A 25,964-nucleotide genomic window follows, 5' to 3' on the forward strand; every position below is an offset into this window, starting at 1 on the left:
TTAAGCCCTCCTCATTAAAAAAGAAGATAATTTCTCAATAAATGTCTGTTTGTCTTCTTTGTGTCTTGTTTCTTCTCTTTCAAACAAGGCGTCCGCTAAAAGACGGACTGACCGGCTGGCTTTTGCCTGAGGACTTTTTATGAAAAAAGGAACCTGTTCGACAACTGCTTTGCTCACGATCGCATCGTCAGAAATGGAACCAGCAAACTGAACCTGAACATCTAAAAACATATGAATCGTGCGGGAAAGGCGGGTAAAAGCCTCCAGCCCTTCCTTTTGATCATGGCACCGATTGACAGCCACCTTCATTGAAAGCTTATTTCCTGTCAAAACTAAGTGCTTGACAGCGCTGTATGCGTCCATAATGGCCGTCGGTTCGGGCGTTGTTATGATCAAAATATCTTCCGCTGATAAAATAAAAGGCAGCTGATCTTTTGATAAGCCCGCTCCCATGTCAAACAGGACATAATCGAACTGGCTTAACGCATGAGAAAGCTCATTGGCAAAAAACGTCCATTTTCTCTGATCCAGCCGAAACATCACATCAAGACCGGTTCCCCCTGATATATACCGCAAACCCTTTGGCCCAGTGGATAATGACTGCATCAAAGGTTTACGATCGGTTAATATATCGATAATTGTGGCGGACGATGAGTTTCCCATTAATATATCAATGTTCCCCATCCCGATATCAAGATCGATGAGCAGTACCTTCTTACCTTTATCCTGCAGCGCAAGGGCCATGTTTAAGGTAATATTGGATTTCCCGACACCGCCCTTGCCGCTGATGACAGCAAGTGTCTTTGCTTTTTGTGAATAAACCATTGGCAGAACACGCTGACGCTTTTCCATTTTCGCCCGTAAAGTTGCTGCTTGGTCAAATCTGTTCATCTGCACAGCATCCTTACAAAATCAAGAGGTGATACAGTCTGTATATCCTCCGGAACATTCTGGCCGTTTGTGATAAACCCGACACCTATTTTGGATTCTGAAAGTATATTAAATACAGAACCTAAGGAAGCAGTTTCATCTATTTTCGTAAAAATAAACTGATTGACAGGGACAGATGAAAACCGTTTGATAATATGCTTCATATCCTCATATTTTGCAGTCGCGGATAAAACGAGAAATGACTGAATACTGCTCTCAAAAGGGATTGTCTCTTTCAATTCATCAATGTACTGCTGTTCCTTGAAGTTTCTTCCGGCTGTATCGATAAACACATGGTCATACTCAGTGAATAACTCTTTCGCCTTCTCGAATTCTTCTTTTGTGTAACAAACTTCCAGAGGAGCCTGCAGCAGTTCGGCGTATGTTTTCAACTGTTCAACAGCTGCAATCCGATACGTATCTGTTGTAATAAAAGCGATTTTTTTCTGTTTTTCAAGCATAGATATGGCTGCGAGCTTAGCCAGTGTTGTTGTTTTACCTGCTCCCGTTGAACCAAACAGCACGATATACTTTGAATGAATAGGCTCCTGCCACTTGTCTGCTGAAGGCAGTGTATCACATAGTATATCTTCGAGTTTACCGATCACGTTTTCTTCCGTCAGACCGCCCGTTTCCACAGAGCAACGAAGCAATTTTTTCAGCGCGTTCGTCTTCGTTGACTCTTTAATCCCGCTTTCTTGCAAAAGCTTTTCTGTTTTTCGCAGCGGCTCAGGAAGTACAGATTGATAAACTGAAAAATCACCAGACTCATGCGGCTGCGGAAATTGAGGGGGATATGTCCTCTCCTCTATTTTCGGACTGCTGACCGGAGTTTTTAAGGTTTGTTCCGGCTCAGCTTCCTTCTGAGGTGTTTTTTTCTTAGGAAAGTCCTGATCCAATACGGCAATTACTTCAACAGCGGGCTTGTTAATGAGTCCAAACCATTTCCGCTTTTTAATCTTTTTCGAATTTAAGATGACGGCATCATTACCTAACTCTTTTCTGATAAGAAGTGCCGCTTCTTGCATTGAAGCAGCAGTAAATTTTTTTATTTTCATTAAATATCCACCACTCCAATGCTTTGTACCTCAACATTCGCCTCAAGTTCGTTATATGAGAGTACCGGAAGATCAGGGAAGTATCGTTCAAGAAGCTGTTTCACATACATTCTGACAGGCGGCGAACAAAGAAGAATCGCAGTTTCCTGACGTAATGAGAGCTGTTCGGCTTCTTTAGCGACAGAGCGCACAATACTTTCTGAAATATCTGGTTCAAGCGACAAATAATTTCCGTGTTCCGTTTGCTGTACACCGTCAGCTATTGCCTTTTCTACACGACCCGAACAAGTAACAACCTTCAACACTTCATTTTCTTTGGAAAACTGGGCTGTTATTTGTTTAGCCAGTGCCTGTCTTGTATACTCTGTCAAAAGGTCAGAATCTGTTGTTAATTTACCATAATCAGCAAGCGTTTCAAAAATCGTTACTAAGTTTCGGATTGAAACTTTTTCTTTTAAAAGCTTAGCCAGCACCTTCTGAATATCACCGACAGACAACGGATTAGGCGTAACCTCTTCAACAAGCACCGGATACGTTTCTTTCAAGTGATCGATCAGCTGTTTCGTCTCCTGTCTCCCAATCAATTCGTGGGCATACTGCTTAATCTTCTCTGTAATATGGGTTGAAACGACTGAAGCAGGATCAACAACTGTATAACCAAGCATGTCAGCTTCATCTTTTATCGATTCGCCAATCCATTTTGCCGGCAGTCCGAATGACGGTTCCACTGTTTCAATCCCTTCAATGAGATCATCTTCTGGTGTAGGCGACATTGCTAAATAATGATCAAGCAACAGCTCGCCTTTTGCTACTTCGTTTCCTTTAATCTTCAATCGGTATTCATTAGGCTGCAGCGCTATATTGTCTCTGATACGCACCACAGGAATGACGAGCCCGAGTTCCAGAGCCAACTGACGGCGAATCATTACAATTCGGTCTAATAAATCACCGCCTTGATTGGCATCAGCAAGTGGTATCAAACCATATCCAAACTCAAATTCTATCGGATCTATGTGCAGAAGCTGAACAACGCTTTCAGGGCTTTTAAGGTCGTCAACCTCAGCCTCTTCCTCGAGAATCTCATCCACTTCTTCTTTTTCCTTACCTGATTTAGATAGCATATAAGCGCCGAAAGCAAGCAGTCCTGCAAGCGGTCCCGTCAGAAAAATGCCAATCGGAGTGAAAATACCAAGAAGCAGAATTGTAGATGCTGCGACGTATAAAAGCTTTGGATAAGCAAACAGCTGACCTATAATGTCATGCCCTAAGTTTCCTTCAGAGGCAGCTCTTGTCACGACAATGCCCGTAGCTGTAGAAATTAACAGCGCCGGAATTTGCGAAACAATTCCATCCCCTACAGTCAGCATCGTAAATTGTGAAGCGGCCTCTTGAATGGACATGCCCTGCTGAAGCATTCCGATAACGATACCGAAAATAATATTGATCATTACAATAATGATTCCGGCAATCGCGTCACCTTTTACAAATTTACTGGCACCGTCCATTGCTCCATAAAAGTCAGCCTCTCTTGCCACTTTTTCGCGGCGGTGCTTCGCTTCCTGTTCGGTAATCATCCCTGCGTTTAAATCAGCATCAATACTCATCTGCTTCCCCGGCATTGCGTCCAGCGTAAATCTTGCTGCAACCTCGGAAACACGTTCAGCACCTTTCGTAATGACGATAAACTGAATAATAATCAGGATGATAAATACAACAAGTCCAACTAATACATTTCCGCCGACAACGAAATTTCCGAACGTCTCGACGACTTTTCCGCCTTCACCATGTGAAAGAATTGAACGGGTCGTTGAGACGTTCAAGCCCAAACGAAATAGGGTTAAAAGCAGCAACAGTGACGGGAATATCGAAAACTGAAGCGCTTCCTGCATATTCATTGTGGTGAGAAGCACGATCAATGCAAGAGATATATTAATAATGATCAAAATACTTAACAGCCATGGAGGAAATGGAATCACCAGCATTGCCACAATGAGGACAACACTTATTAAAACGGATAAATCTCTTGTTGACATGCTGCTTTTTCTCTCCTTTTAAATCGAAAAATTCAATATACTTTTTGTTTTGTTTTATATACGTAAGCCAGAATTTCGGCCAAGACTTTAAAAAATTCTTCCGGCACAGCCTGGTCAATTTCTACCTGATCATATAACGCACGGGCAAGCGGTCTGTTTTCGACCATCATGACATCATGCTCTTTCGCAATTTTCCTGATTTTTAACGCGAGGTGGTCAACACCTTTTGCAACAATATAAGGAGCGTCCATTTTTTCTTCGTTATATTTCAGCGCAATCGCATAGTGAGTCGGGTTTGTGATAATGACATCTGCTTTTGGAACTTCCTGCATCATCCGCCTCATTGCCATTTCCCGCTGTCTTTGTTTAATTTTAGACTTGATAATCGGGTCTCCTTCAGACTTTTTGTACTCATCTTTTATATCCTGTTTTGACATTTTGATGTTTTTCTCATGGTCAAACTTTTGATATAAATAATCGAGACCAGCAAGAATCAACAAAGCCCCTGCACCGCTCAGCCCCATCCACAGGGTGAGTTTTGAAACAAAAGAAAGTGCCTCTTCGGGTGTCAGAAGCGGGAGCCGGAGAATTTCTCCATAATGCAGCCAAAGCACAGCGAAAGCAGAAAAACCGACTACAGTGATTTTCAAAATGGATTTAAGCAGTTCTACTATTGCCCGCATGCTGTAAATCCGTTTAAAGCCTTTAATCGGATCAAGTTTTTCAAGCTTAGGCTTTATGACCTCTGTAGAAAATAAGAAACCCACCTGCATGTAGTTGCTAACGACCCCTGCGACAAGAGCGACAAGCATAATCGGCGCAAGGACAAATGCCGTATCCTTTAATAAGCTGATAAACAGCATATGCACATTTGATTCTGAGAGCTTCATTGTGAGCGACTTGGTATAAAATGTTTCTATAAATAACAGCAGCCTGTCCCTCATAAACGGCCCAATCGCAATGAGTGAAAGGAATATCACTAATAAAGAAACGGCAGTATTGACATCAGCACTTTTGGCAACCTGTCCTTTTTTTCGCGTATCCTGCCGTTTTTTTGGAGTGGCTTTTTCTGTTTTCTCTCCGGCAAAAAACTGCAGGTCAACTCTAAGCTTCATTAAGAAACACCGACCAATGCTAAAAGATTCCGCATCGTTTCAATCGTTAAACTGAAGACATTCCTCACAACGACGAAGATAACAGACATACACACAATGAGCATGATGAAACTGACAGCGATCTTTAAGGGCAGACCGACCACAAATACATTTAATTGTGGAACAGTTCGAGCCACAATGCCTAATGCTAAGTCAACCAGAAACAAACTGGCCACAACAGGTGCTGACATTTGAAAAGCAATAATAAACATCGCATTAAAGCTTTTGGCGATAAAATAAGCAAACTTCTCATCGCCGAAATTCGGAAATGCCTGATCAACTGAAATATACTGAAAGCTGAAATAAATACCGTCGAGCAGCAAATGATGGGCGTTGACACTGAGCATAAACAAAAGTGCCATCGTATAGATAAACTGGCCGATCAGCGGACTTTGTGCTCCGGTTTGCGGATCAATAACGTTCGCAATTGAAAAACCCATTTGAAAATCAATAAACGAGCCGGCAATTTGAACTGCGGCGATCATCATATAAGCGATTAATCCCAGACAGAGACCAACCAAAGCTTCTTTAAACGCCAGAAGCATATATTGCCCATCTATCTCCAAAGAGGGAGGTTTATCAATGGTGTTGAAACAAATGACCGCGAGAAAAAAAGCAAATCCAATTCGATGAACAGCTGGTACATTTCGGTGTCCGAATAGCGGAATCGTTACAAAAAAAGCAGAAATTCTAATAAAAACCAATAAAAAAGCAGGAAATAAATCAATAATCGAATTCATCTCTACATTACCCTGCAAAACGATTTAAATTAGAAAACAGCTCTGTTGTAAATGAAAGAATGGTAGACAGCATCCATGGGCCAAAAAAAATCAGGGCCAGAAGAACTGCCACGATTTTCGGAATAAACGCCAAAGTCTGTTCCTGTATTTGAGTTGTCGCCTGAAATATGCTGACGATTAAACCGACCAGTAAAGCAATAGCCAATAATGGCCCGCTGATCATTAGCGTTACGTATACGGCTTTTTCCGCCATAGAAATTACAAATTCTGAACTCACGTTTAGCACCTACCCTAAAAGCTCTGAAGCAAAGATTTCACAATTAAATACCAGCCGTCTACTAAAACAAAAAGTAATATTTTAAAGGGCAGAGAAATCATAACTGGAGGGAGCATCATCATTCCCATTGACATTAAGACGCTCGCTACGACCATATCTATAATTAAAAATGGGATAAAAATCATAAAACCTATTTGAAACGCTGTTTTGAGCTCCGATATGGCAAAAGCGGGAACCATTGTTGTTAGCGGGATATCCTTTAATGATTCGGGTTTATCCATTTTCGCGTAATTCATAAACAGCGCCAGATCCTTCTGCCTTGTGTGTTTACTCATAAATTCTTTAATTGGTTCCTCAGCTTTCGTATACGCTTCGTCCAAGCTGATTTTGTTGTCCATCAATGGCGTCAGCGCCTCTTTATTAATCTCTGAAAAAGTAGGAGCCATAATAAAAAACGTTAAAAACAGCGCCAGCCCGATCAGAACCTGGTTTGGCGGCATAGATTGTGTCGCCAGTGAAGTCCTGACAAATGATAGAACAATGACGATGCGAGTAAAACAAGTCATAAGAATCAATATTCCAGGCGCCACTGAAAATACAGTTAACAATAATAGTAATTTAACAGATGAACTTACGTTTTGCGGATCGCTTGAACTGAAAATATTTATAAACTCATTCATGATGACGTGGGCCTTTCTTTTTTCCTTCAGAACGGTTTTGTTTTAACTCTTCAAGCTGCTCTTTTAACGCTTTTGAAAATGAAGGCAGTTTTTGCTGCGATTGATGTTCAGAACCCTTAAGCGGCTTCACAATCTTTTGCCACTCTATTTTGCTTGACATTGCCTCTTCATGCTGGCTGAGAATAACCTCAATCTCTTTTTCATCCTCAATTTCTTTCAGCAGCTGGATCGTTTCTCCTACACCAACGACGAGCACATTTTTTCCGACTTTGATCAATTGGATGGATCTGTTTTGTCCGACCGATGTGCCGCCAATATTTTCAACATATTGAAAAGGCTTAAGGAGCCGATTTCTTTTGTTCATGAGCTTAACCAGCCCGTAAATCAGCATGACAACAAATAGTAAAGCGAAAATCATCTTCACGAAATCAAAAGCTGAGACAGAAGGAGCAGCAGCCCCCTCCGTCTCATCAGCAGTTTGTGTTGTTTTTTCTTCCTTTTGCTCTGACTTATCTGCAGTTTTTTCATCTTTCTTTTGAAACCATTCGTTTACAGTTGAATTATCAGAGTCTGCCGCGGCAGCCGTAATCGGATGTACACTGTATAGAACGAAAAAACAAATAAAAGCGAAGAAATATTGACTCTTTTTCAACAGCCGTACACCCTTTAACTTAATGTTTTGTTGATTGCTTCAAGCACACGGTCTGCCTGGAAAGGTTTTACGATAAAATCCTTGGCGCCGGCCTGAATGGCATCGATAACCATTGATTGTTGTCCCATAGCAGAACACATAATGATTCTTGCCTGTGCATCAATTTGTTTAATTTCTTTTAATGCTGTTATGCCATCCATTTCCGGCATCGTGATATCCATGGTAACAAGATCAGGAGAATGCTCTTTATATTTTTCTACTGCTTGTGCTCCATTTTCAGCTTCCGCTACTACTTCAAAACCGTTTTTCACCAAAATATCTTTAATCATCATTCGCATAAATGCTGCGTCATCTACAATTAAAATTCTGTGTGCCATAATCTATTTCTCTCCTTGTGTTTCGTTATTTTAAATTATTAATGCGCTCTGCTTGGCTTAAAATGTCAGTGACTCTTACTCCGAAGTTTTCTTCAATAACAACGACTTCGCCTTTGGCAACGATTCGCCGATTCACTAAAATATCTACCGGCTCACCGGCTAACTTATCAAGCTCAATAATACTTCCGGCAGAAAGCTCCAAAATCTCTTTTACGCTTCTCTTCGTTCTGCCAAGCTCAACAGTGATCGAAAGCGGAATATCCAAAAGCATATCCAAGTTGTTTATAGGGGCTTGAGAAGCCTCATTGGGATCAAATGCGGAAAATTCCACCGGTGAAACCTGAACTGGTGCTGCTTTTTTTTGTGTTCCCTGCCTTTTTGGCGGCTGTTGCTGTGGTTCCCTACGCGGCTCTGGCGTCACAGGCGCTTTCGGCTGCTCATATGTAACATCAGGCTGCGGCGTTGTTTCTTCCTCTGCACTTTCTGTGTTCATCAGATTTGAAATTAAATCTTTCGCAAATGTCAGTGGGTAAAGCTGCATAATGCTGGAGTCTATTAAATCTCCCACCTTTAAGTTGAAAGAAACTTTCACCAGCATTTCATCATCAGGAATACGGTCTGTTCCCTTTTCTTCAGTGACATCGAGCAATTCAACCCGAGGCGGTGAAATATCAATTTTTTTACTGAATACAGTAGACATTGATGTGGCTGCCGACCCCATCATTTGGTTCATCGCTTCTTGAACCGCACTTAAATGGATTTCACCCAGAGAAGGGTCCGCGCCTTTTCCGTCTCCCCCAATCATTAAATCAGCTATGATTGCCGCGTCATTTTGTTCCACGACCAGCAAGTTGCTGCCGCTGAAGCCTTCCGTATAATTCACTTCAATAGCTACATACGGTTCAGGAAACGCATCGCTGATTTTACTTTTAGGAATGACAGTTACGCTAGGAGTCGTAATATCGACCTTTTGATTTAAAAGCGTTGACAGGGCTGTCGCAGAACTGCCGAATGAAATATTTCCGATTTCACCGATCGCATCACGCTCCATGTCCGATAAGTCATGTACTTCCGGAACCTCTGGCTCATCCGGCGTACCGCCAGTGCCGTTAAGAAGCGCGTCAATCTCATCTTGAGATAATCTATTATTCTCCATCTTGTTCACCTCTTATGTCGTGATCTAAAATTTGCACTGCCTGTTTTCGATTCACCCGGCCGGCTTGTCCTAAAAATTTCGGCTTATCTCCGACCAATACAGTAAGAGGATCCGTGACTGATTTGTCCAAAGTTATGCAGTCTCCGACTTCTAAACTTAAAAACTCTTCTATTGTCAGTTCAGATGTGCCAAGCTCGGCCACGACAGGTATTTGTGCTGTCATGATACGTTTTTCAAGCGACTTTGTTTCCTCAGGCTTCGGCTCATTTCTATCTGATTGCATCCAATAGTGGACCGAAAGCTTCGGTATGAGCGGCTCGAGGACAATATGCGGGATACAAAGATTAATAACACCGCTGATTTCACCGATTTGGGTATTGAGCGAGATGACCACGACCGTTTCATTAGGAGATACCATTTGAACGAATTGCGGATTCACTTCAAACTCAGTCATTTCCGGTTCAATATCAGCAATTGACTGCCAAGCTTCTTTATAATTTCCCAGTGCATTTTCAAATAAATTAGAAATGATTTTTGTTTCAATTTCTGTCAAGCTGTCAACCTTATTATGACTGATTCCAATACCGCCCATTACCCGATCCATCATCGTATAAGCAATTGTCGGATTAACCTCCATCATAATTCTGCCTTCCATCGGATGGACATCAAACAGATTCAGAATCGTCATGTTCGGTATTGACCTGATAAATTCCTCATACGGGACCTGGTCAACTGAGCTGACAGATATGTGAATATAGGTTCTGAGCTGAGCAGAAAAGTGAGTCGTTAGAAGTCTTGCAAAATTGTCATGAATTCTCGTTAAACTGCGGATCTGATCCTTAGAAAACCGCAGCGCACGTTTGAAATCATAAACCTTCACTTTCTTCTCTTTTTCTTCTTTTTTCAGCTCTTCAGCGTCCATTTCACCAGTTGATATTGCAGAAAGCAGTGCATCTATTTCATTTTGGGAGAGAACTTCTCCTGACATTTTCCTCACCTCCGTATTCTGTCAAATGATTGTTTATTGCAGATTAAAGGAGGTAATATACACTTTTTCTACTTTTCCTTCTTGGAGGTAGCTATTTATTTTATCTTTTAGTTCCTTCTTAAAGGCTTCTTTTCCCTTGTCTCCATCAATCGCATTAGCATTCGTATCAGCCAGCAGTGATATTACAGCGTCCTTCACTTGAAAATCACGTTTTTCAAGTTCTTCTTTTGATTTATCAGAGTCGGTCTCAAGTTTAATAGCAAGCCGGATAATGTTATCAGACTTTAAATTTGTTGTGATCTCTTCTACATCAACAGAAGATGCAACGATTTCATCAATGCTTTTTTCCGTTTCACTTTTTTCGGACTCACCGCCTAGAACAAAATAAGCCGCCGCCCCAAGAGCACCTATTACGATAAGAATAATTAGTAAAATGATCATTAAATTTTTCTTCATTCCGGTTCCTCTATTCCTTGATCCATTGAAAATATTTGTATTGTTCGGTAGAAAGTTGCGATCTTTTCCAGAACAGCTTCTTCATCTTCTTTTACTACAAACTTCTTACCATTTGAAAGAGTAATTGTAGTATCCGGAAAGCATTCAATCTGTTCAATAAACAGCGCATTCAGTGTAAAGGGCTGCCCATTCAAACGAGTTACTTTAATCATAAAACAGCGGAGAAGCGATTATCGCCTCCCCTCCCTCCTTAACGTTTAAGGTTAACCAGTTCTTGAAGGATTTCATCTGATGTTGTAATAATTTTTGAGTTTGATTGGAATCCGCGCTGGGCAACAATCATTTCAGTAAATTCGTCAGTTAAATCAACGTTAGACATTTCGAGAAACCCTGATTTAAGGGAACCTGTACCGCCGTCACCAGGCTGGTTGGCTGCACTTGCCGCTCCAGAGTTTAAAGATTCACGGTATAAGTTGTTGCCGATTTTATCTAAACCGTCGCTGTTTGCAAAAGTAACAACCCCGATTTGTCCGCCGTCTTGTGTTTGGCCGCCTGCATCAACGATTGATACGTTACCATCAGAGCCAATACTGAAGCTTTGTGCATCAAGAGGGATCTGAATCGTTCCCCCAGTCATATTTAACACATGGTAGCCATCTCCGGTAACAAGTGTTCCAGTATTATCTAAATAGAAGTTTCCTGCACGTGTATAAACTGTTCCGTCACCTGAATCAATTTGAAAGTACCCGTCACCGTCAATCGCTAAATCAAGTGTTCTTCCTGTGCTTTGTGTTGCGCTTGTTGAATGAATTGTATCAATTGTGCCAGATGATGAACCTAAACCGATCTGCTTAGAGTTCGTACCTCCAATTGCTCCTCCAGCCGCAGAACCGCCGGCAATCGTTTGGCTTACCATATCTTTAAAGGTAACACGGCTCTTTTTGAATCCTACTGTATTCACGTTGGCGATGTTGTTGCCGATAACGTCAAGCTTTGTTTGAAAGTTTTTCATACCGCTGATTCCAGAATAAAGTGAACGTAACATAATGTATTCCCCCAGATTTTTTTATTTAGAAGACTGTGCGACAGTCAACACATTAGACGGGCTGATTTCAGTACCATCATTAAGAACCAGATAATATTTTCCTTTTGACTGTTTTACTGAGTTTACTGTGCCTGTTTTTTCTGTTGCACCTCCGTCAGCAGTCCAAGAAACTTCTTTGCCCATCCAATCAAGGTACGTTGTAAACGGATCTTGTTTTTCGACGAATTGAGCCATTGTGGTATTTAAATTCACCATTTGCTCCAAGCTTGAAAAAGTCGCCATCTGGCTGATAAATTCTTTGTCATCAACCGGGTTGAGCGGATCTTGGTTTTGGACTTGGGCCATTAATATTTTTAAGAACTCATCTTTCCCCAAGCTGCTATTGTTAGTTGCCACGGTGCTTGTTTTTTCAGGCAGTTTATATTCTGAACTGATAGATGTCATTCTTCTTCCTCCATTTCAACCATCGACAGTTCATCAAGCAGATCGCCGAAATCATTTGATTCCTTTTTCTGTCTTTGCTGTTTCTGCCCCTCTTGCTGCTGTCTCTGTTCATCAGCAAGCTGGCCGTATATCGGCTGATCCCCGCTTTGAACCGGGAGAGTAAAACGGTCAATTTGGACGGCCATATTCGGCAGTGATTGCTTCAGCTGAGGAAGATGCTGTTCTAGCAGTTCTTTTGCTGATTGACTCGATGCAATAATTTTACTCTGAAACATCCCATTTTCATTTGTCAGCTTGATTGTGACAAACCCTAAATGTTCAGGATTCAGCCGAATGGTGAAACTTCCCGTTGATCTGCCGAATGGCGTATATTTCATCTGCTTCCACGCATTGATAACTTGATCAGCCGCCGTTTTTATCTCGGCAGTCGGTAAATCAGATGAGAGCTGCTGCAGATCGAGTGGTTGAACTGCCCCAGTGTTCCTGTACCCTGAAAAAAGCATTTGGAGTCCTGATTTACTATCTACGGGCTGAATACTTCCAGAAGCATCCGACGCGCTTTTGCTGAATGAATTCTGTGAGAGCGGTGTGAGGACACGCTTTCCAAAGTCTTGCGATGATTCGGATGATTTCGATAACAAGAAAGCTTTCAGCTGGCTTTCAGCTAAATTCCATTCTTTAGTCCCTTTTTGAGGAAGCATAGACATTTGCTCCATTAAACTTTGAAAACTTTTCAGCTCTGACGCTGTCATCGAATAAAGTTTTGAACCCGACTCATCTTTAGTGAATATTTGCTGTTTAAGATCCTGAATGAGCTGTTGAGATACACCCTGTTTTTCTAACGCAGAAAGAAATCGATCTCCACTCTGATAAATGACATGAGCTTCATTTCCATTCCCGCGTTCAGTCAGCTTATTCCCTTCTAGCAGTTGGCTAATGAACATCTGAATAAGGGCAAGTTCTTTATCATCCTCAGATACTTCATTATCCTGATTCGATTGCTCTGTATCAACATTCAGTTCTCCATTACTGTCAGCAGCTGAATCATAGTCAGCCAGAGTCGTTTTACCTTCTGAGATCATTTTTTCTAATTCTGCGAGCAATTGATCCGTCCCGCCGGACATTTTTGATTCAACTGCTTGCAACAGATTCTGCAACAATTGCTGAGCAGTTTCATCCAGCTGTTTCCCTGTTAGTTTGCTTAATGTTTGCAGAAGTTCCGCTTTATGTTTGTCTTGATCTTCAGGACTTGCTTTTAGCCAATCACTGATCTTTTTAAGGGCATCTGCTAGCTGGTCTCCGGAATTAGGAGCATCTTTCCCTTGTTCTGAGATTTCATTCAAACCCGCCTCAGACATAAGCCAGTTTTGAAAAACTCCCTGGCTACCTTTCACGGTTTTAGCCGCAGTACCCGCTGTAGTTTGCAGCAAAGGTCCCGCCAATTCAAGCAGCTTCACCTTTAATTCCCCCTATTCTTGGCTGGCAGCAATTTTTTCTGTATAGGTTGCCGCTTGCTCAGGAGTCATTTTCGCCAATATGTCGGCAAGCTGCTTTTTGCTTAGGCCATTCAATATTTTCAGCGCTTCCTGCTCATTTAATTGGGCAATAATTTTAGCAGCCTTTCCGCTGTCCATGCTCTTATATACACTAATCACTTTGTCATCCTCAGAAGAAGAATTCGAACCTGATGTTTCTTTAGTATGGTCTTCTGATGACTTCTTTTGATCCTCCGCCGTCTTTTCAAGAGAACGAATCTTTTGGTTGAGCCTGTCGATTTCAGATTTACTCGTTTCTAAATCTTTATTCAATATACTGATTTCACTTTTTTGAACCTTAATGGTCTTTTCCAGAGCTGCCGTATTACTGCTATCCTTACTTGATGCTGTGTCTTTTTTATTTTCGGTTTCAGGAACCCATTCTTTAAGAATCGGCGTTTTTGCCGCAGCCTCCTGTATCGGCTTTAAGACATTGACACCAGCCGCCCAAAGAACAATTCCCCCTGCGATTAGAAGAAACATCAGCGGAAGGATAATGATAAGCAAAACCGAACGGAACTTACCTGATTCTTTCTTTTTGCCTGACATTACATTCGCCCCTAATGGCCTTGAATCATAAACTGCTTGATTGAAATGTCGTCCATTTCTTTCATCTCTGCAGCTTTGTCTTCAAGAGCAAACATTTTAAACTGTTTTTCACGCATTTTTTCAAACTTTTTCACTTCAATATTTTTCTCTGTCAAAATTTCTTGTTTTTGATTCATCTGATTTCGTTTCATAATGACAAGCTTTTGATAATGATAAATTGTGTTGTCAAGATTCGACACAAATTGCTGATAATGCCTCATTTCTTGTACACTCATACCGCTTTTCAATTTCTCTTCCTTATTTTGTTCAAGCAATTCCTTTTTGCTCATATTCTCATATAATTTTTCAGCAACATTTTCAAATTCAGAAACTGATTGCTGATACTCAGATAAGGATTGATCTTTCTCATTTTCTTTTAGTTCCAGCAGCTTTTGGAATCTAAATTGATAGGCCACGTTTATTCCTCATTTCCTGTCAAACTAGTTAATGCAGCAATGCTCTCTTCCAATAATGCCGATTCGTCTGTTCCCTGTTTTAAAAATTGAATAAGCTGCGGATAAAATTGTATTGCTTCATCGATTTCTCTAGATGATCCTCTTTTGTAAGCTCCGATATTAATGAGATCTTCCGAATTTTGATAAGTCGATAAAAGCTCACGGAATTTATTAGCTGCACTCAGGTGTTTCCTAGTCGATATGTTAGACATCACCCTGCTGATGCTTTTTAGTACATTAACTGCAGGAAACTGGCCTTTATTGGCAAGCGCCCTGTCCAACACAATATGTCCGTCTAAAATCCCGCGAACAGTGTCAGCAATCGGCTCATTCATGTCATCACCATCTACCAATACTGTGTAAAACGCCGTAATGGTTCCGTGCTCATTTGCACCGGTTCGTTCTAATAAACGTGGTAAAATAGCGAACACGGAAGGTGTATAACCCTTTGTTGTCGGCGGCTCGCCGGCAGCCAGTCCAATCTCACGCTGGGCCATTGCCACCCTTGTGACCGAATCCATCATAAACATGACATTTTGGCCTTTATCACGGAAATACTCGGCAATTGCCGTTGCTGTATATGCCGCTTTTAATCTCATTAATGCCGGCTGATCTGAGGTGGCAACGACTACAATCGATCGTTTCAGCCCCTCTTTCCCAAGATCTTTTTCAATAAATTCCCGAACCTCTCGCCCGCGTTCTCCGACAAGTGCAATGACATTTAAGTCAGCCTCTGTCTGCTTGGCGATCATCCCCATTAATGTGCTTTTTCCGACACCGCTTCCTGCAAAAATACCAATTCGCTGGCCTTTACCGACTGTCAGCAAGCTGTCAATCGACCTGACTCCGACACCCATCTTTTCTCGAATAGGCGGCCGTTTCATCGGATTGGGCGGTGATTGCTCTGTCGATACAGGCGAAAGCCCTTTCGGCAGAAGTTTTCCATCAAGCGGCTCGCCAAAAGCATCGATGACTTGTCCGATCAGTCCGGCTCCGACTTTAACCCGAAGAGATTCACCAGTCGCTTCAACAATACTGCCGGGCGCAATGCTTGCAGCCTCTAAATAAGGCATAAGCAAAATATTCTCTTCCTGGAAGCCGACAACCTCAGCTTTAATGACTGTACCTGATTGCCCTTTTGCGTAAATCAGGCACACGTCTCCAATTGAGCTTGCAGGCCCTTTTGATTCAATCATCAGGCCGATCACCCGTTTGACTTTTCCATACCGTTTATACGAGTCCGTCATTTCAATACAATCTATCAGACTCTGTGTCTTCATTCAGCTGCACCCGCTTCCAGCGCTGTCAGAAGTTTATCTTTCAATTGCATTAATTGAGTGTCAACACTCGCATCTACTCTGCCAAAAGGAGTTTCTATATAACATGATCCTTTTTGAGCTTTTTCATCAGCATATATGCCAAGCCGGCATTCTTTATAAAGAAGTTGCATGATTTCATCTTTTTGCTGAAAAACAGTCTCATAGTAATACGGATCCACATATATTGATATATCGTCATATTCTCTTACTTCGTTTACGACCTGTTTCACAAGCAGGAGAAATGCCTCTTTATCATCAGATTTTTGCTGCCACACTTTTCCAGCTAGTGCAACGGCAAGCTCGACGATTTCTTCTGAAGCGTCTTCAAGCTTATCCTCAACAGCTTTTCTGGACATTCCAGTTATGCTGTTCGCTTGGCCGATCAGCTCGGCATACTGTTCAAGCGCTTCAGTTCTGCCCAATGCCATACCTTGTTCAAAGCCCTCGGCTTTTGCTTCCTCGATCAGCTTCTGTTTTTCAGCCGCCCAATCATTTTTTTCCTGTTCAATTTGACGGCGAATATTTTCTATATGGCTGTTGGCCTGCTCAGAAATCCGGTCAGCTTCCTCTTTCACCCGCGCCATAAGCGCTTCTGGGTTCTCTTCAGCCTGCAAAAGGTGAGAATGATCAATGTGCACCTCTTGTATAGAGAGTTTTCTTCTATCCTTTTGTGGAGAAAAAGATGATTCTTGTTTAATGATATTAGACAATAATATCGTCCCCTCCGCCTCTTGCTATCACAATTTCACCGGCTTCTTCAAGCTTTCTGACGATGCTTACAATTCTAGACTGAGCTTCTTCTACATCTTTCAAGCGTACAGGTCCCATAAATTCCATTTCTTCTTTGAAGGTTTCAACCATACGCTGTGACATATTGTTGAATACAATTTCTTTGACTTCTTCGCTTGCAACCTTTAATGAAAGGAGCAGATCGTCGTTTTCAACATCGCGGATGACCCTCTGAATTGCGCGGTTATCAAGTGTAACAATATCTTCGAAGACAAACATCCGCTTTTTAATTTCTTCAGCAAGATCGGGATCCTGAATTTCCAATGAATCCAAGATCGTCTTCTCTGTTCCTCTGTCTACCCCGTTTAACACTTCCACAACGGCTTCAATTCCGCCTGTTTGTGTATAATCCTGAGTAAATGCAGAAGATAATTTTTGTTCCAGAATCCGTTCTACCTCATTAATAATTTCAGGTGACGTTCTGTCCATAACTGCGATTCTTCTGGCGACCTCAGCCTGTACTTCGGGATTCAGCTCGGATAAAATTTGCCCGGATTGAACAGGGTCTAAATAAGACAAGATTAAAGCCATCGTCTGAGGATGCTCTTGCTGTATAAAATTTAAAATTTGTTCAGGCTCCGCTTTTCTGGCAAAATCAAATGGTTTAACCTGCAAAGAAGAAGTCAGCCTGTTTAGAATGTTTTCCGCCTTATTCTCTCCAAGCGCCTTCTCAAGAACTTGTCTCGCATAGCTTAGGCCGCCTTGAGAAATATAATCTTGCGCAATGGCTATATTATGAAATTCTTCTATAATTTCATCCTTTTTTTGATGATCGACACTTCGAACCCCTGATATTTCCAGGGTAAGCCTTTCAATTTCTTCATCGGTTAAGTGCTTATATACAGAAGCTGACACATCTAACCCCAAGGAAATCATGAGAATGGCTGCTTTTTGTTTTCCTGTAAGCTTATCTTGATCACGTCTCGCCATTTCTAATTCCTCCTAATCCTCGGCCAGCCAGCTTCTCAGCAGTTTTGCAAAATCTTCTGGCTTGTCTGTCGCCATCTTTTCAAGCTGTTTTCGTCTGACTGTTTCCGCTGTTTCATTTTCCTCTTCGTTGATATCAGGCAGATTGATCGGTTCTTGAGGAACCTCATACTCATATTCCTCAAATTCATCCTCTTGCGTCCGTTTCTTTCTAACCAGCATAATAATGAGAATGATGATGGCAGCAATCAAAATACCTCCTGCAATATAAACCCAAATCGGCACACCTAAGGCTTCTTCTGTATCAGCGTCCATATTTACTTTGCCATCAAAAGGCTGGACGGATAAGACAATTTTATTATTGATGTCCTCGTCGGTAAGCTCCTGGTCTTGTGCATCCTTATCAATAGAAGTTCTGACTACAGTTGAAAGTATTTTTTGAATATCTTCTTGTCTTTCAGCTGAAAGCGACTCGATATTTTTTGCGTCCGGCGGCTCCACCATCACTTGGATTCCCAAATCTCTGACTTTATAAGGGCTCTCTGCGATTTCTTTATGAATCCGGTTAACCTCATAGTTGATTTTTTCGCTGCTTTTTTCATAACCTCCGCCTTCGGTATTTTCCCCGTCAGCTTCGTAATTTGTTACATCATCGTCGCCTGTTCCGGCGATTCCGCCATTGGCTGCACCGTCACCCTGATATGTTTCAGATACCTTTTCCGCGCTGACTGCAATGCCTGCCATGTTTTCTTTATCTACAGGTTCGACAAAGTCTTCTGTGCGATTTTCTTTTGTGAAATCAATGTCTGCTGTAACGGAAACAACGACTTTATCTTGTCCCATCATCGTACCGAGCAGTGTCTGAACATGTTTTTGAACGTCTTTTTCGACTTGAGATTTAATCCCTTGCTGTGAAGAATAACTATCCGCGTAGGACCCTGCATCGCTGTCGGATTTATCGTAGTATGTAGAATTTTGGTCCATAATGACGATATTATCTTCTTTTAGGTTCGGCACACTTTTCGATACTAGATGATACAGTCCGTTAACCTGGCTTTGTTCAAGGGTATAGCCCGGTTGTACCTGCAGGACGATTGATGCGGATGCTGCAGATTGCTCCTCACCGACAAACACAGCGTCTTTCGGGAGGTTAATCATTACTTTGGAATTTTTAATACCGTCCATTTCATTGATCAAATTCGACAGTTCTGTCTGTGTTGCTTTCACTTTGACCATATCAAACTCATTGTCTGTCAAACCAAAGCCGGCATTCTGCCCAAAAAATGAATAATCAATTGATCCGGTTTTAGGAAGTCCTTCTGCAGCCAGCTGCACTTTCAATGAATCAACCTGATCCTCCGGAACACTTATCACTGTTCCGCCGTTTGAAAGTTCGTTTGGCACTTTTTTCGCATCAAGTTCTTCTTTGATGTGCCCTGCTTCTTCAGCAGATAAATCTTTGTACAGCGGCGCCATTTTTGAACTGGAAGCAAAAACACTGATAATAATTCCAAAAATAATAATTGCCGCTAAAGCACTAATCATTAAAATCTTTTGTAATTTAGATCTGTTTTTCCAAAACTCACTCGTTTTGTTTTTCATTTGCATTAGAGTACGATTCATGTTAACCCCCGGTCATTCCACTCTTTCTCTTAATCGTAAGACCCTCTACATTTGCATTCTCATAATCTCCTGATAGGCTTCCACAGCTTTATTGCGGAACTCTGTTGCAGCAGTTAGAGAGACGCTTCCTTTTTGAGCGGCGATCATGACCTCATCAAGATTTACATCTTTTCCTGCAGCCAAGGCATTAGTCATGTTGTCAGAAGCTACTTGGGACTCATTTAACGAACTAATAGAGTTTTTTAAAAGCTCCGAAAAGCTTGTTTGATTTGAAGAATCTGTTTTTTGGCTATTGTTTACTTGATTTGTTGCATTTTGAGTGTTTTGAGTATTTTGAACCTGAAAAGGAGAAATTGCATTAATCACATTCGTTCACCTTACCTTCCGATTTCTAACGCCTTCATCAGGATTCCCTTTGTGGCATTCATTGCTGTGACATTCGCCTCGTATGATCTTGTGCTGCTGACAAGGTCAACCATTTCTTTCAACGGGTCAACATTAGGCTTTTGTACATATCCTTCAGCGTTTGCATCTGGGTTTGCCGGATCATAGGCAAGATTAAAATCTGAATCATCTTCCGCGATTTTAGAAACCTTTACACCGTTTCCGGCATTGCCGCTTCCGCTCATTTTAGAATTGAGAATTGAAGAGAACGATTCACCTTTTGACTGAAGAGAAACCATTTTTCTTCTGTAAGGCACCCACTCTCCGTCCACCTGCTTAGCTCTAGTCGTATCCATATTAGCCAAGTTAGACGATACAACGTCCATTCTGACACGCTGAGCTGTTAAAGCTGATGCTGAAACATTTAAGCTATGAAAAGCTGTCATTATTTCCCTCCTGTTAATACGGCTTTCAGCGAATTAAATTTACCGTTCATTCTTTCAACTAAAGCTTGATAGTTGATTTGATTTTGCGCCAATTCTGTCATCTCTTTGTCGACGTCAACATTGTTTCCGTTTTGCTGATACGATGTATTCGCACTTGTTACAATTGAATAATTCGAATCAGTATCAGAAAAATCAACATGACGATAGTCTGTTTTTGTCGCTTCGAGACGCGAGGATTCTTGATTTAATAAATTTTGGAAAGAGACTTTTTTCGCCTTATAGTTCGGTGTATCTATATTGGCGATATTATTAGTTATGACTTTTTGCTTAATATTCGCTCTGCCCAAGGCATTTTCAAGATTTTGTATCGTTCCAGAAAATAAGCTCAAATCCACTTACCTCCATTTCAGTTTTTTTCACCCTCAATATCCTTGTCGAGAATTGTAAAACTATATGCTTATTGTAAGAAATAACAGGCATAAAGTCTATGAAGTTCGTGTAAAAAAATGTCCTCACAATTATCTATTTTACAACTAGGTATATAGTCCTAGATTATTTGAACTATGTTTTTCACCTTGATATAAGCCTGAAAATAGCGGAATTTCTGTTTTTTCGACATTTTTTCGTTATTTTTGAGTCTTTTTAATGAAAAATGTAAGATTTATTAAAAATATTACAAAGAAAGACTTTCAACCCAGGAAATAAAGCTTACCAATTTCCTTTATTTGAGCATAAAAAAGAACCCCCTTAAAAAGGGGTTCTTTCAGTGATTAATGAGATTTGAGATTTTCTAATTCAATTAGGAATTTGTTGTTAAGCACTTTGATATAAGTACCTTTCATTCCTAATGATCTTGACTCGATGACACCAGCGCTTTCCAGCTTTCTGAGTGCGTTCACAATAACAGATCGGGTAATGCCGACGCGGTCTGCGATTTTACTTGCAACGAGAAGACCTTCGTTTCCGTCAAGCTCTTCAAAAATGTGTTCAATTGCTTCAAGCTCACTGTAAGAAAGCGAGCTGATAGCCATTTGTACGACAGCTTTACTTCTTGCTTCCTCTTCGATTTCTTCTGCTTTTTCTCGCAAGATTTCCATTCCGACAACTGTAGCACCGTATTCAGCGAGAATTAAATCATCGTCATGAAATTGATCCTGTAAACGTGAAAGAATGAGTGTCCCTAATCTTTCTCCGCCTCCGATGATTGGTACAATTGTTGTCAAACCAGCTTGGAACAGGTCTCTGTTCTCAACAGGAAAAGCAGTATATTCACTGTTAATATCCAAGTTAGAAGATGTTTCAGGAACGTTAAACAGATTTTTCGTATATTCTTCAGGGAATTGACGATCCTCAAGCATTTTTTTCATGCGGTCATTTTCAATTTGCTGGTTAATAGAATATCCAAGGAGTTTGCCTCTGCGGCTTACAACGAAAATATTGGAATCAATTACGTCCCGCAGCGTCTCCGCCATTTCCTTGAAGTTCACCGGTTTCCCTGCTGCAGCTTGCAGCATGGAGTTAATAATTCTTGTTTTTTGTAATAAAGCCATGATAAATAATCCTCCTAAATATTCCTCATATTAAATTTTTCACAATATAAATTGACTTACATCTTTATTTTTGGCTATCGTTCCTAGCTTTTCTTCGACATACTGTGGTGTAATCGTTATTTTCTCCATTGTGACATCAGGAGCTTCAAACGATAGATCTTCTAATAGACGTTCAAGTATTGTATGAAGGCGTCTCGCACCGATATTATCTGTGTCCTGGTTCACATGATAAGCCACTTCTGCAATCTTACGAATAGCTTCGTCAGAAAATTCAAGAGATATACCTTCCGTCTGCAATAATGCCTGATATTGTTTCAGCAACGCATTATCCGGCTCAACCAAAATTCTCACGAAGTCGTCTACCGTGAGTTTGCTCAGTTCTACACGAATCGGGAAACGCCCCTGCAGTTCAGGAATCAAATCAGATGGTTTGGCCATATGAAACGCTCCTGCCGCAATAAATAACACATGGTCTGTTTTTACCGAACCATATTTAGTGACAACGGTTGAACCCTCAACGATTGGGAGGATATCCCGCTGAACGCCTTCTCTTGATACATCGGCAGAAGATGACGCGCCGCCGTTTTTTGCAATTTTATCAATCTCGTCGATAAAGATAATTCCGTTCTCTTCTGCTCTCTGAACAGCTTCCTGGCCGACTTCATCCATATCGATGAGTTTACTTGCTTCTTCATTCGTCAGAACTTTTCTGGCTTCTCTGACTGTCATTTTACGCCGTTTCTTTTTCTTTGGCATTAATCCACTCAGTGCGTCCTGCATATTCATGCCCATCTGCTCCATACCAGAGCCCTGCAGCATGTCGAACATAGAAGGCTGCTGCTCTTCGACTTCTACGGTTACATAGTGGTCTTCGAGCTCTCCTAAAGCCAGCTGATGCTCCATGCGTTTTCTTTTTTCTTCAATGTTTGCTTCTTCCTGGCTCTCCGCCTCATCTTCGCCACTCGGCTGGCTGCCGCCAAACAACATTTCAAAAGGATTTTTAACGCCTGATTGTTTTTTCTTCCCAGGAACTAACAGATGAACAATGCGTTTATTTGCATTTTCTTCAGCCTGCTCTTTTACTTCATTGATTTTCTCTTCTTTTATAAGCCGAACAGAAGTCTCCACAAGGTCTCTGACCATTGATTCAACATCTCTGCCTACGTAGCCGACTTCAGTAAATTTTGTTGCTTCAATTTTGATAAATGGCGCACCTGAGAGCTTGGCGATTCGTCTGGCAATTTCAGTTTTCCCAACGCCGGTAGGCCCCATCATTAAAATGTTTTTCGGAACGACCTCATCCTTCAGTTTTTCATCTAGAAGACTTCTTCTATAGCGGTTTCTTAATGCCACGGCGACAGCTTTTTTCGCGTTTTGCTGACCGACAATATATTGGTCTAACCGATCTACAATCTGTCTTGGTGTTAATGGTTTTTTTTCCATGCGCCTCAAGTCCTTTCTATTCAAGTTCTTCCAGTATGATTTGATCGTTCGTGTAAACACAAATTTCGCCCGCTGTTTCTAACGCGGCTCTAGCAATCTCACTTGCAGACATGTTTTCACCGGCATGTTTTTTCAAAGCTCTTCCGGCCGCCAAAGCGTAATTGCCTCCTGATCCAATCGCGAGAATGCCGTCATCTGGTTCGATTACCTCGCCTGTTCCCGATACGAGAAGCAAAGTATCCTGATTCATAACGATTAACATGGCTTCAAGCTTTCTAAGCACTTTATCGCTGCGCCATTCTTTAGCAAGCTCAACAGCGGCTCGTTTTAAGTTGCCGTTGTACTCTTCAAGCTTAGCTTCAAACTTTTCGAATAAAGTGAAAGCGTCTGCAACAGATCCCGCAAACCCAGCAAGAACCTTACCGTTAAACAGTTTTCTCACTTTTCGTGCAGTGTGTTTCATGACAACAGCCTGACCAAATGTCACTTGGCCGTCTCCGGACATAGCACTTCGTCCCTTATGCTGCACGGCAAATATTGTGGTCGCATGAAAAGATGACATAAAGGGCCTCCTTTAATTTTTCTTAAAAGCTCTTGGATGGTGAGACATATATGTGTTTCTCAACATTTCCTTCGAAACGTGCGTATATATCTGTGTCGAAGACAGATTGGAATGTCCGAGCAGTTCTTGAACACTTCTCAAATCTGCTCCTTCGTTTAACAGATGAGTGGCGAACGTATGTCGAAGCATATGCGGATGGATATGTAAAGTGCCGGACGCTTTTTGAACAAGCCCGCTTAAAATATGTCTGATGCCTCGGGCTGTAAGCGGTCCGCCTCTTTGATTCACGAATAATAGATCATGAGGTTCTTTTGCTTTCATCAGCAAGCACTGTCTTCCGCTATTCATATATACCTTCAACGCTTCGCGGGCGTAAGACCCAAAGGGGATATAGCGCTGCTTCTTGCCTTTGCCGTGAACAAGCACAGTGTCCATAAATAAATCAACATCGTTAACAGTTATGGAACAGCATTCACTGACCCTCATTCCGGTGGCATAGAGAAGCTCTAACAGCGCTTGATCCCTCATTCCGGCCGGCTGGCTTATATCTGAAACTTCAAACAGCTCCTCAAGCTCTTTTTGATATAGAAACTTCGGTATCCGTTTTTCTTGTTTCGGCAGATGAACAAGCTGAAACGGATTTTCTTCAACAAGCTTTTCCCGCATCAGAAACTTATAAAAGCTTCTTAATGCAGATATCTTTTTGCTTATCGTTCTTCTCGATAAACCTTTTTCATAGGCTTCCGTCAAAAAAATCCTAGTATCCTGATATGCAGCTTCTTCAAATCCATTTATACCTTGAACGCGCAGGAAAGTCTCGAATTCTTCAATTGAATCCACATAATTCACAATAGTATATTGTGAATAATTTTTTTCAATTTGTAAATATTCTACGAATAACTTTACGAAATTCTTAACATTATCCATACCTAAACCTCCCCAGAAAGGGCTTTTAAATGGTATCACAAATCGCGTTCAGGTTGCAATCAATACCTATATTGTTTTCAAAATTGTTTGAATTGTCTCAATCGCACGGTTCGCGTATTGTTCATTCCGCTCTTTTTTATTTTTAATTTTAACAGGCAATTCTTTTAAAAGCCCAAAGTTTGCATTCATCGGCTGGAAGTTCTTCTGGTTTGTTGTTGTAATATAGTGAGCCATACTGCCTATCGCTGTTTCCTGAGGGAAAGTGACAAGCTCTTCTCCTAGTACAAGTTTAGCCGCATTAATGCCTGCTATGAGTCCTGATGCAGCTGATTCCACGTATCCTTCTACTCCCGTCATTTGGCCTGCAAAGAACAAATCACTGCGGTTTTTAAATTGATAAGTCGGCTTTAACAGGCTTGGAGAGTTAATGAATGTGTTTCTGTGCATCACGCCGTATCTGACGATTTCTACATTTTCTAACCCCGGAATCAATTTGAGAACTTCTTTTTGGTCTCCCCATTTTAAATGAGTCTGGAATCCTACAATATTATAGAGTGTTCCCGCAGCATCATCCTGTCTGAGCTGGACGACAGCATAAGGACGTTTTCCTGTCTCAGGATGCTCTAATCCAACCGGCTTCATCGGTCCGAAAAGCATTGTTTTCTTTCCCCGTTTTGCCATGACTTCAATCGGCATGCAGCCTTCAAAGAAAATCTCTTTTTCAAATTCTTTTAAAGGGACTGTTTCTGCTGATGTTAATGCTTCATGAAAACGATCAAACTCTTCTTCTGTCATCGGGCAGTTCAAATACGCCGCTTCACCTTTATCATAACGGGATTTCAAGTACACTTTATCCATATCAAGGCTGTCTTTTTCTACAATTGGCGCCGCTGCGTCATAAAAATATAAATAGTCTTCTCCAGTCAGCTCCTTTAGCTGGGCAGACAGCGATTCAGACGTTAACGGTCCCGTGGCAATAACGGTAGGACCTTCTGGAATTTCCGTCACTTCTTCATTCATTACGGTTACGTTTGGATGGTTTTTTACCCGATTTGTCACGCTTGCGGCAAATTCATGACGGTCTACCGCGAGAGCACCGCCGGCAGGCACCGAACATTCGTCAGCGGCCGCGATGATGGCTGAATCTAGTGCCCGCATTTCTTCCTTTAATACACCGACCGCATTAGCAAGTGTGTTGGAGCGCAAAGAGTTGCTGCACACAAGCTCGGCAAATTTATCTGTATGGTGCGCAGGGGTTTGTTTAACAGGACGCATTTCATATAATTTGACTTGAATTCCCCGTTTGGCAAGCTGCCATGCCGCTTCACTTCCTGCGAGTCCGGCTCCGATTACATTCACTGTTTGTTGGTTCATCTTTCACATCTCCTAGTTTATTATTCAAGGCCTTCTTTTAACACACAAAGAA

The 25,964-nt window shown here is 41.5% G+C and carries 30 protein-coding genes; all 30 read right to left on the reverse strand.

Going from position 1 to position 25,964, the window contains the following annotated elements:
• Positions 1-897, reverse strand: coding sequence for a flagellum location/number ATPase FlhG (gene flhG / locus V6D41_RS05915; protein ID WP_333517585.1), 897 nt, complete (start codon positions 895-897; stop codon positions 1-3).
• The gene (locus V6D41_RS05920; protein ID WP_333517586.1) at positions 888-1,988 is read right to left on the reverse strand and encodes a flagellar biosynthesis protein FlhF; all 1,101 of its coding nucleotides are present in this window, start codon (positions 1,986-1,988) and stop codon (positions 888-890) included. The genes flhG and V6D41_RS05920 overlap by 10 nt, the downstream gene beginning before the upstream one ends.
• Entirely contained in the window at positions 1,988-4,021 is a 2,034-nt protein-coding gene (flhA, locus tag V6D41_RS05925; RefSeq protein WP_333517587.1) for a flagellar biosynthesis protein FlhA, read from the reverse strand. The genes V6D41_RS05920 and flhA overlap by 1 nt, the downstream gene beginning before the upstream one ends.
• Before the next feature lie 32 nt (positions 4,022-4,053).
• A complete protein-coding gene (gene flhB / locus V6D41_RS05930; RefSeq protein ID WP_333517588.1) occupies positions 4,054-5,136 on the reverse strand; it encodes a flagellar biosynthesis protein FlhB in 1,083 nt (360 codons plus the stop codon).
• Positions 5,136-5,915 (reverse strand): flagellar biosynthetic protein FliR, encoded by a 780-nt coding sequence (gene fliR, locus V6D41_RS05935; RefSeq protein WP_333517589.1) that lies wholly within the window; start codon positions 5,913-5,915, stop codon positions 5,136-5,138. Before fliR ends, flhB begins: the two co-directional genes overlap by 1 nt.
• A 7-nt stretch (positions 5,916-5,922) precedes the next feature.
• The gene (gene fliQ, locus V6D41_RS05940) at positions 5,923-6,192 is read right to left on the reverse strand and encodes a flagellar biosynthesis protein FliQ (RefSeq protein ID WP_003220888.1); all 270 of its coding nucleotides are present in this window, start codon (positions 6,190-6,192) and stop codon (positions 5,923-5,925) included.
• A 14-nt stretch (positions 6,193-6,206) separates the two neighbouring features.
• On the reverse strand, positions 6,207-6,872 hold the full coding sequence (gene fliP, locus V6D41_RS05945; RefSeq protein WP_087991608.1) for a flagellar type III secretion system pore protein FliP: 666 nt from the start codon (positions 6,870-6,872) through the stop codon (positions 6,207-6,209).
• Complete coding sequence (gene fliZ, locus V6D41_RS05950) at positions 6,865-7,524, reverse strand: flagella biosynthesis regulatory protein FliZ (protein WP_148961822.1); 660 nt, start codon at positions 7,522-7,524, stop codon at positions 6,865-6,867. Before fliZ ends, fliP begins: the two co-directional genes overlap by 8 nt.
• 14 nt (positions 7,525-7,538) lie before the next feature.
• Positions 7,539-7,901 carry a chemotaxis protein CheY gene (cheY, locus tag V6D41_RS05955; protein ID WP_014476812.1) on the reverse strand — a complete coding sequence of 121 codons (363 nt, stop codon included), beginning with the start codon at positions 7,899-7,901 and terminating at the stop codon, positions 7,539-7,541.
• Positions 7,902-7,926: 25 nt separating this feature from the next.
• Positions 7,927-9,057 carry a flagellar motor switch phosphatase FliY gene (fliY, locus tag V6D41_RS05960; RefSeq protein ID WP_148961823.1) on the reverse strand — a complete coding sequence of 377 codons (1,131 nt, stop codon included), beginning with the start codon at positions 9,055-9,057 and terminating at the stop codon, positions 7,927-7,929.
• A complete protein-coding gene (fliM, locus tag V6D41_RS05965) occupies positions 9,047-10,045 on the reverse strand; it encodes a flagellar motor switch protein FliM (RefSeq protein ID WP_003220879.1) in 999 nt (332 codons plus the stop codon). The genes fliY and fliM overlap by 11 nt, the downstream gene beginning before the upstream one ends.
• A gap of 33 nt (positions 10,046-10,078) precedes the next feature.
• On the reverse strand, positions 10,079-10,501 hold the full coding sequence (gene fliL / locus V6D41_RS05970; RefSeq protein WP_333517590.1) for a flagellar basal body-associated protein FliL: 423 nt from the start codon (positions 10,499-10,501) through the stop codon (positions 10,079-10,081).
• Complete coding sequence (swrD, locus tag V6D41_RS05975) at positions 10,498-10,713, reverse strand: swarming motility protein SwrD (RefSeq protein WP_333517591.1); 216 nt, start codon at positions 10,711-10,713, stop codon at positions 10,498-10,500. Before swrD ends, fliL begins: the two co-directional genes overlap by 4 nt.
• Positions 10,714-10,751: 38 nt before the next feature.
• A complete protein-coding gene (gene flgG, locus V6D41_RS05980; RefSeq protein WP_087991601.1) occupies positions 10,752-11,546 on the reverse strand; it encodes a flagellar basal body rod protein FlgG in 795 nt (264 codons plus the stop codon).
• 21 nt (positions 11,547-11,567) lie between these two features.
• Positions 11,568-11,990, reverse strand: a complete 423-nt coding sequence (gene flgD, locus V6D41_RS05985; RefSeq protein ID WP_333517592.1) for a flagellar hook assembly protein FlgD — start codon at positions 11,988-11,990, stop codon at positions 11,568-11,570.
• Positions 11,987-13,447: a flagellar hook-length control protein FliK gene (locus tag V6D41_RS05990; protein ID WP_333517593.1), complete on the reverse strand. Its 1,461-nt coding sequence runs from the start codon at positions 13,445-13,447 to the stop codon at positions 11,987-11,989. Before V6D41_RS05990 ends, flgD begins: the two co-directional genes overlap by 4 nt.
• 12 nt (positions 13,448-13,459) lie before the next feature.
• On the reverse strand, positions 13,460-14,074 hold the full coding sequence (locus tag V6D41_RS05995) for a MotE family protein (RefSeq protein ID WP_333517594.1): 615 nt from the start codon (positions 14,072-14,074) through the stop codon (positions 13,460-13,462).
• 11 nt (positions 14,075-14,085) lie between these two features.
• Entirely contained in the window at positions 14,086-14,529 is a 444-nt protein-coding gene (fliJ, locus tag V6D41_RS06000; protein ID WP_087991596.1) for a flagellar export protein FliJ, read from the reverse strand.
• 2 nt (positions 14,530-14,531) lie between these two features.
• Positions 14,532-15,848 carry a flagellar protein export ATPase FliI gene (gene fliI / locus V6D41_RS06005; RefSeq protein WP_333517595.1) on the reverse strand — a complete coding sequence of 439 codons (1,317 nt, stop codon included), beginning with the start codon at positions 15,846-15,848 and terminating at the stop codon, positions 14,532-14,534.
• Positions 15,845-16,597, reverse strand: a complete 753-nt coding sequence (gene fliH, locus V6D41_RS06010; protein WP_333517596.1) for a flagellar assembly protein FliH — start codon at positions 16,595-16,597, stop codon at positions 15,845-15,847. The genes fliI and fliH overlap by 4 nt, the downstream gene beginning before the upstream one ends.
• A complete protein-coding gene (gene fliG, locus V6D41_RS06015) occupies positions 16,590-17,606 on the reverse strand; it encodes a flagellar motor switch protein FliG (RefSeq protein ID WP_087991592.1) in 1,017 nt (338 codons plus the stop codon). The genes fliH and fliG overlap by 8 nt, the downstream gene beginning before the upstream one ends.
• A gap of 12 nt (positions 17,607-17,618) precedes the next feature.
• Positions 17,619-19,226: a flagellar basal-body MS-ring/collar protein FliF gene (gene fliF, locus V6D41_RS06020; RefSeq protein ID WP_333517597.1), complete on the reverse strand. Its 1,608-nt coding sequence runs from the start codon at positions 19,224-19,226 to the stop codon at positions 17,619-17,621.
• Between the two features lie 45 nt (positions 19,227-19,271).
• Positions 19,272-19,592, reverse strand: coding sequence for a flagellar hook-basal body complex protein FliE (fliE, locus tag V6D41_RS06025; protein WP_148961830.1), 321 nt, complete (start codon positions 19,590-19,592; stop codon positions 19,272-19,274).
• Between the two features lie 11 nt (positions 19,593-19,603).
• On the reverse strand, positions 19,604-20,056 hold the full coding sequence (gene flgC, locus V6D41_RS06030; protein WP_333517598.1) for a flagellar basal body rod protein FlgC: 453 nt from the start codon (positions 20,054-20,056) through the stop codon (positions 19,604-19,606).
• Positions 20,056-20,445 carry a flagellar basal body rod protein FlgB gene (flgB, locus tag V6D41_RS06035; RefSeq protein WP_333517599.1) on the reverse strand — a complete coding sequence of 130 codons (390 nt, stop codon included), beginning with the start codon at positions 20,443-20,445 and terminating at the stop codon, positions 20,056-20,058. Before flgB ends, flgC begins: the two co-directional genes overlap by 1 nt.
• Before the next feature lie 381 nt (positions 20,446-20,826).
• Positions 20,827-21,606, reverse strand: a complete 780-nt coding sequence (codY, locus tag V6D41_RS06040) for a GTP-sensing pleiotropic transcriptional regulator CodY (RefSeq protein ID WP_003238551.1) — start codon at positions 21,604-21,606, stop codon at positions 20,827-20,829.
• A gap of 39 nt (positions 21,607-21,645) precedes the next feature.
• Complete coding sequence (gene hslU, locus V6D41_RS06045; RefSeq protein ID WP_442893047.1) at positions 21,646-23,049, reverse strand: HslU--HslV peptidase ATPase subunit; 1,404 nt, start codon at positions 23,047-23,049, stop codon at positions 21,646-21,648.
• A gap of 16 nt (positions 23,050-23,065) precedes the next feature.
• Positions 23,066-23,611, reverse strand: coding sequence for an ATP-dependent protease subunit ClpQ (gene clpQ, locus V6D41_RS06050; protein ID WP_010331108.1), 546 nt, complete (start codon positions 23,609-23,611; stop codon positions 23,066-23,068).
• A 12-nt stretch (positions 23,612-23,623) separates the two neighbouring features.
• Positions 23,624-24,538, reverse strand: a complete 915-nt coding sequence (gene xerC, locus V6D41_RS06055; RefSeq protein ID WP_087992063.1) for a tyrosine recombinase XerC — start codon at positions 24,536-24,538, stop codon at positions 23,624-23,626.
• Between the two features lie 66 nt (positions 24,539-24,604).
• Positions 24,605-25,912: an FADH(2)-oxidizing methylenetetrahydrofolate--tRNA-(uracil(54)-C(5))-methyltransferase TrmFO gene (trmFO, locus tag V6D41_RS06060; RefSeq protein WP_087992064.1), complete on the reverse strand. Its 1,308-nt coding sequence runs from the start codon at positions 25,910-25,912 to the stop codon at positions 24,605-24,607.
• Between the last annotated feature and the right edge of the window lie 52 nt (positions 25,913-25,964).

It is taken from the genome of Bacillus sp. 0102A (assembly GCF_036765155.1).
GTDB classification, from domain to species: domain Bacteria; phylum Bacillota; class Bacilli; order Bacillales; family Bacillaceae; genus Bacillus; species Bacillus subtilis_G.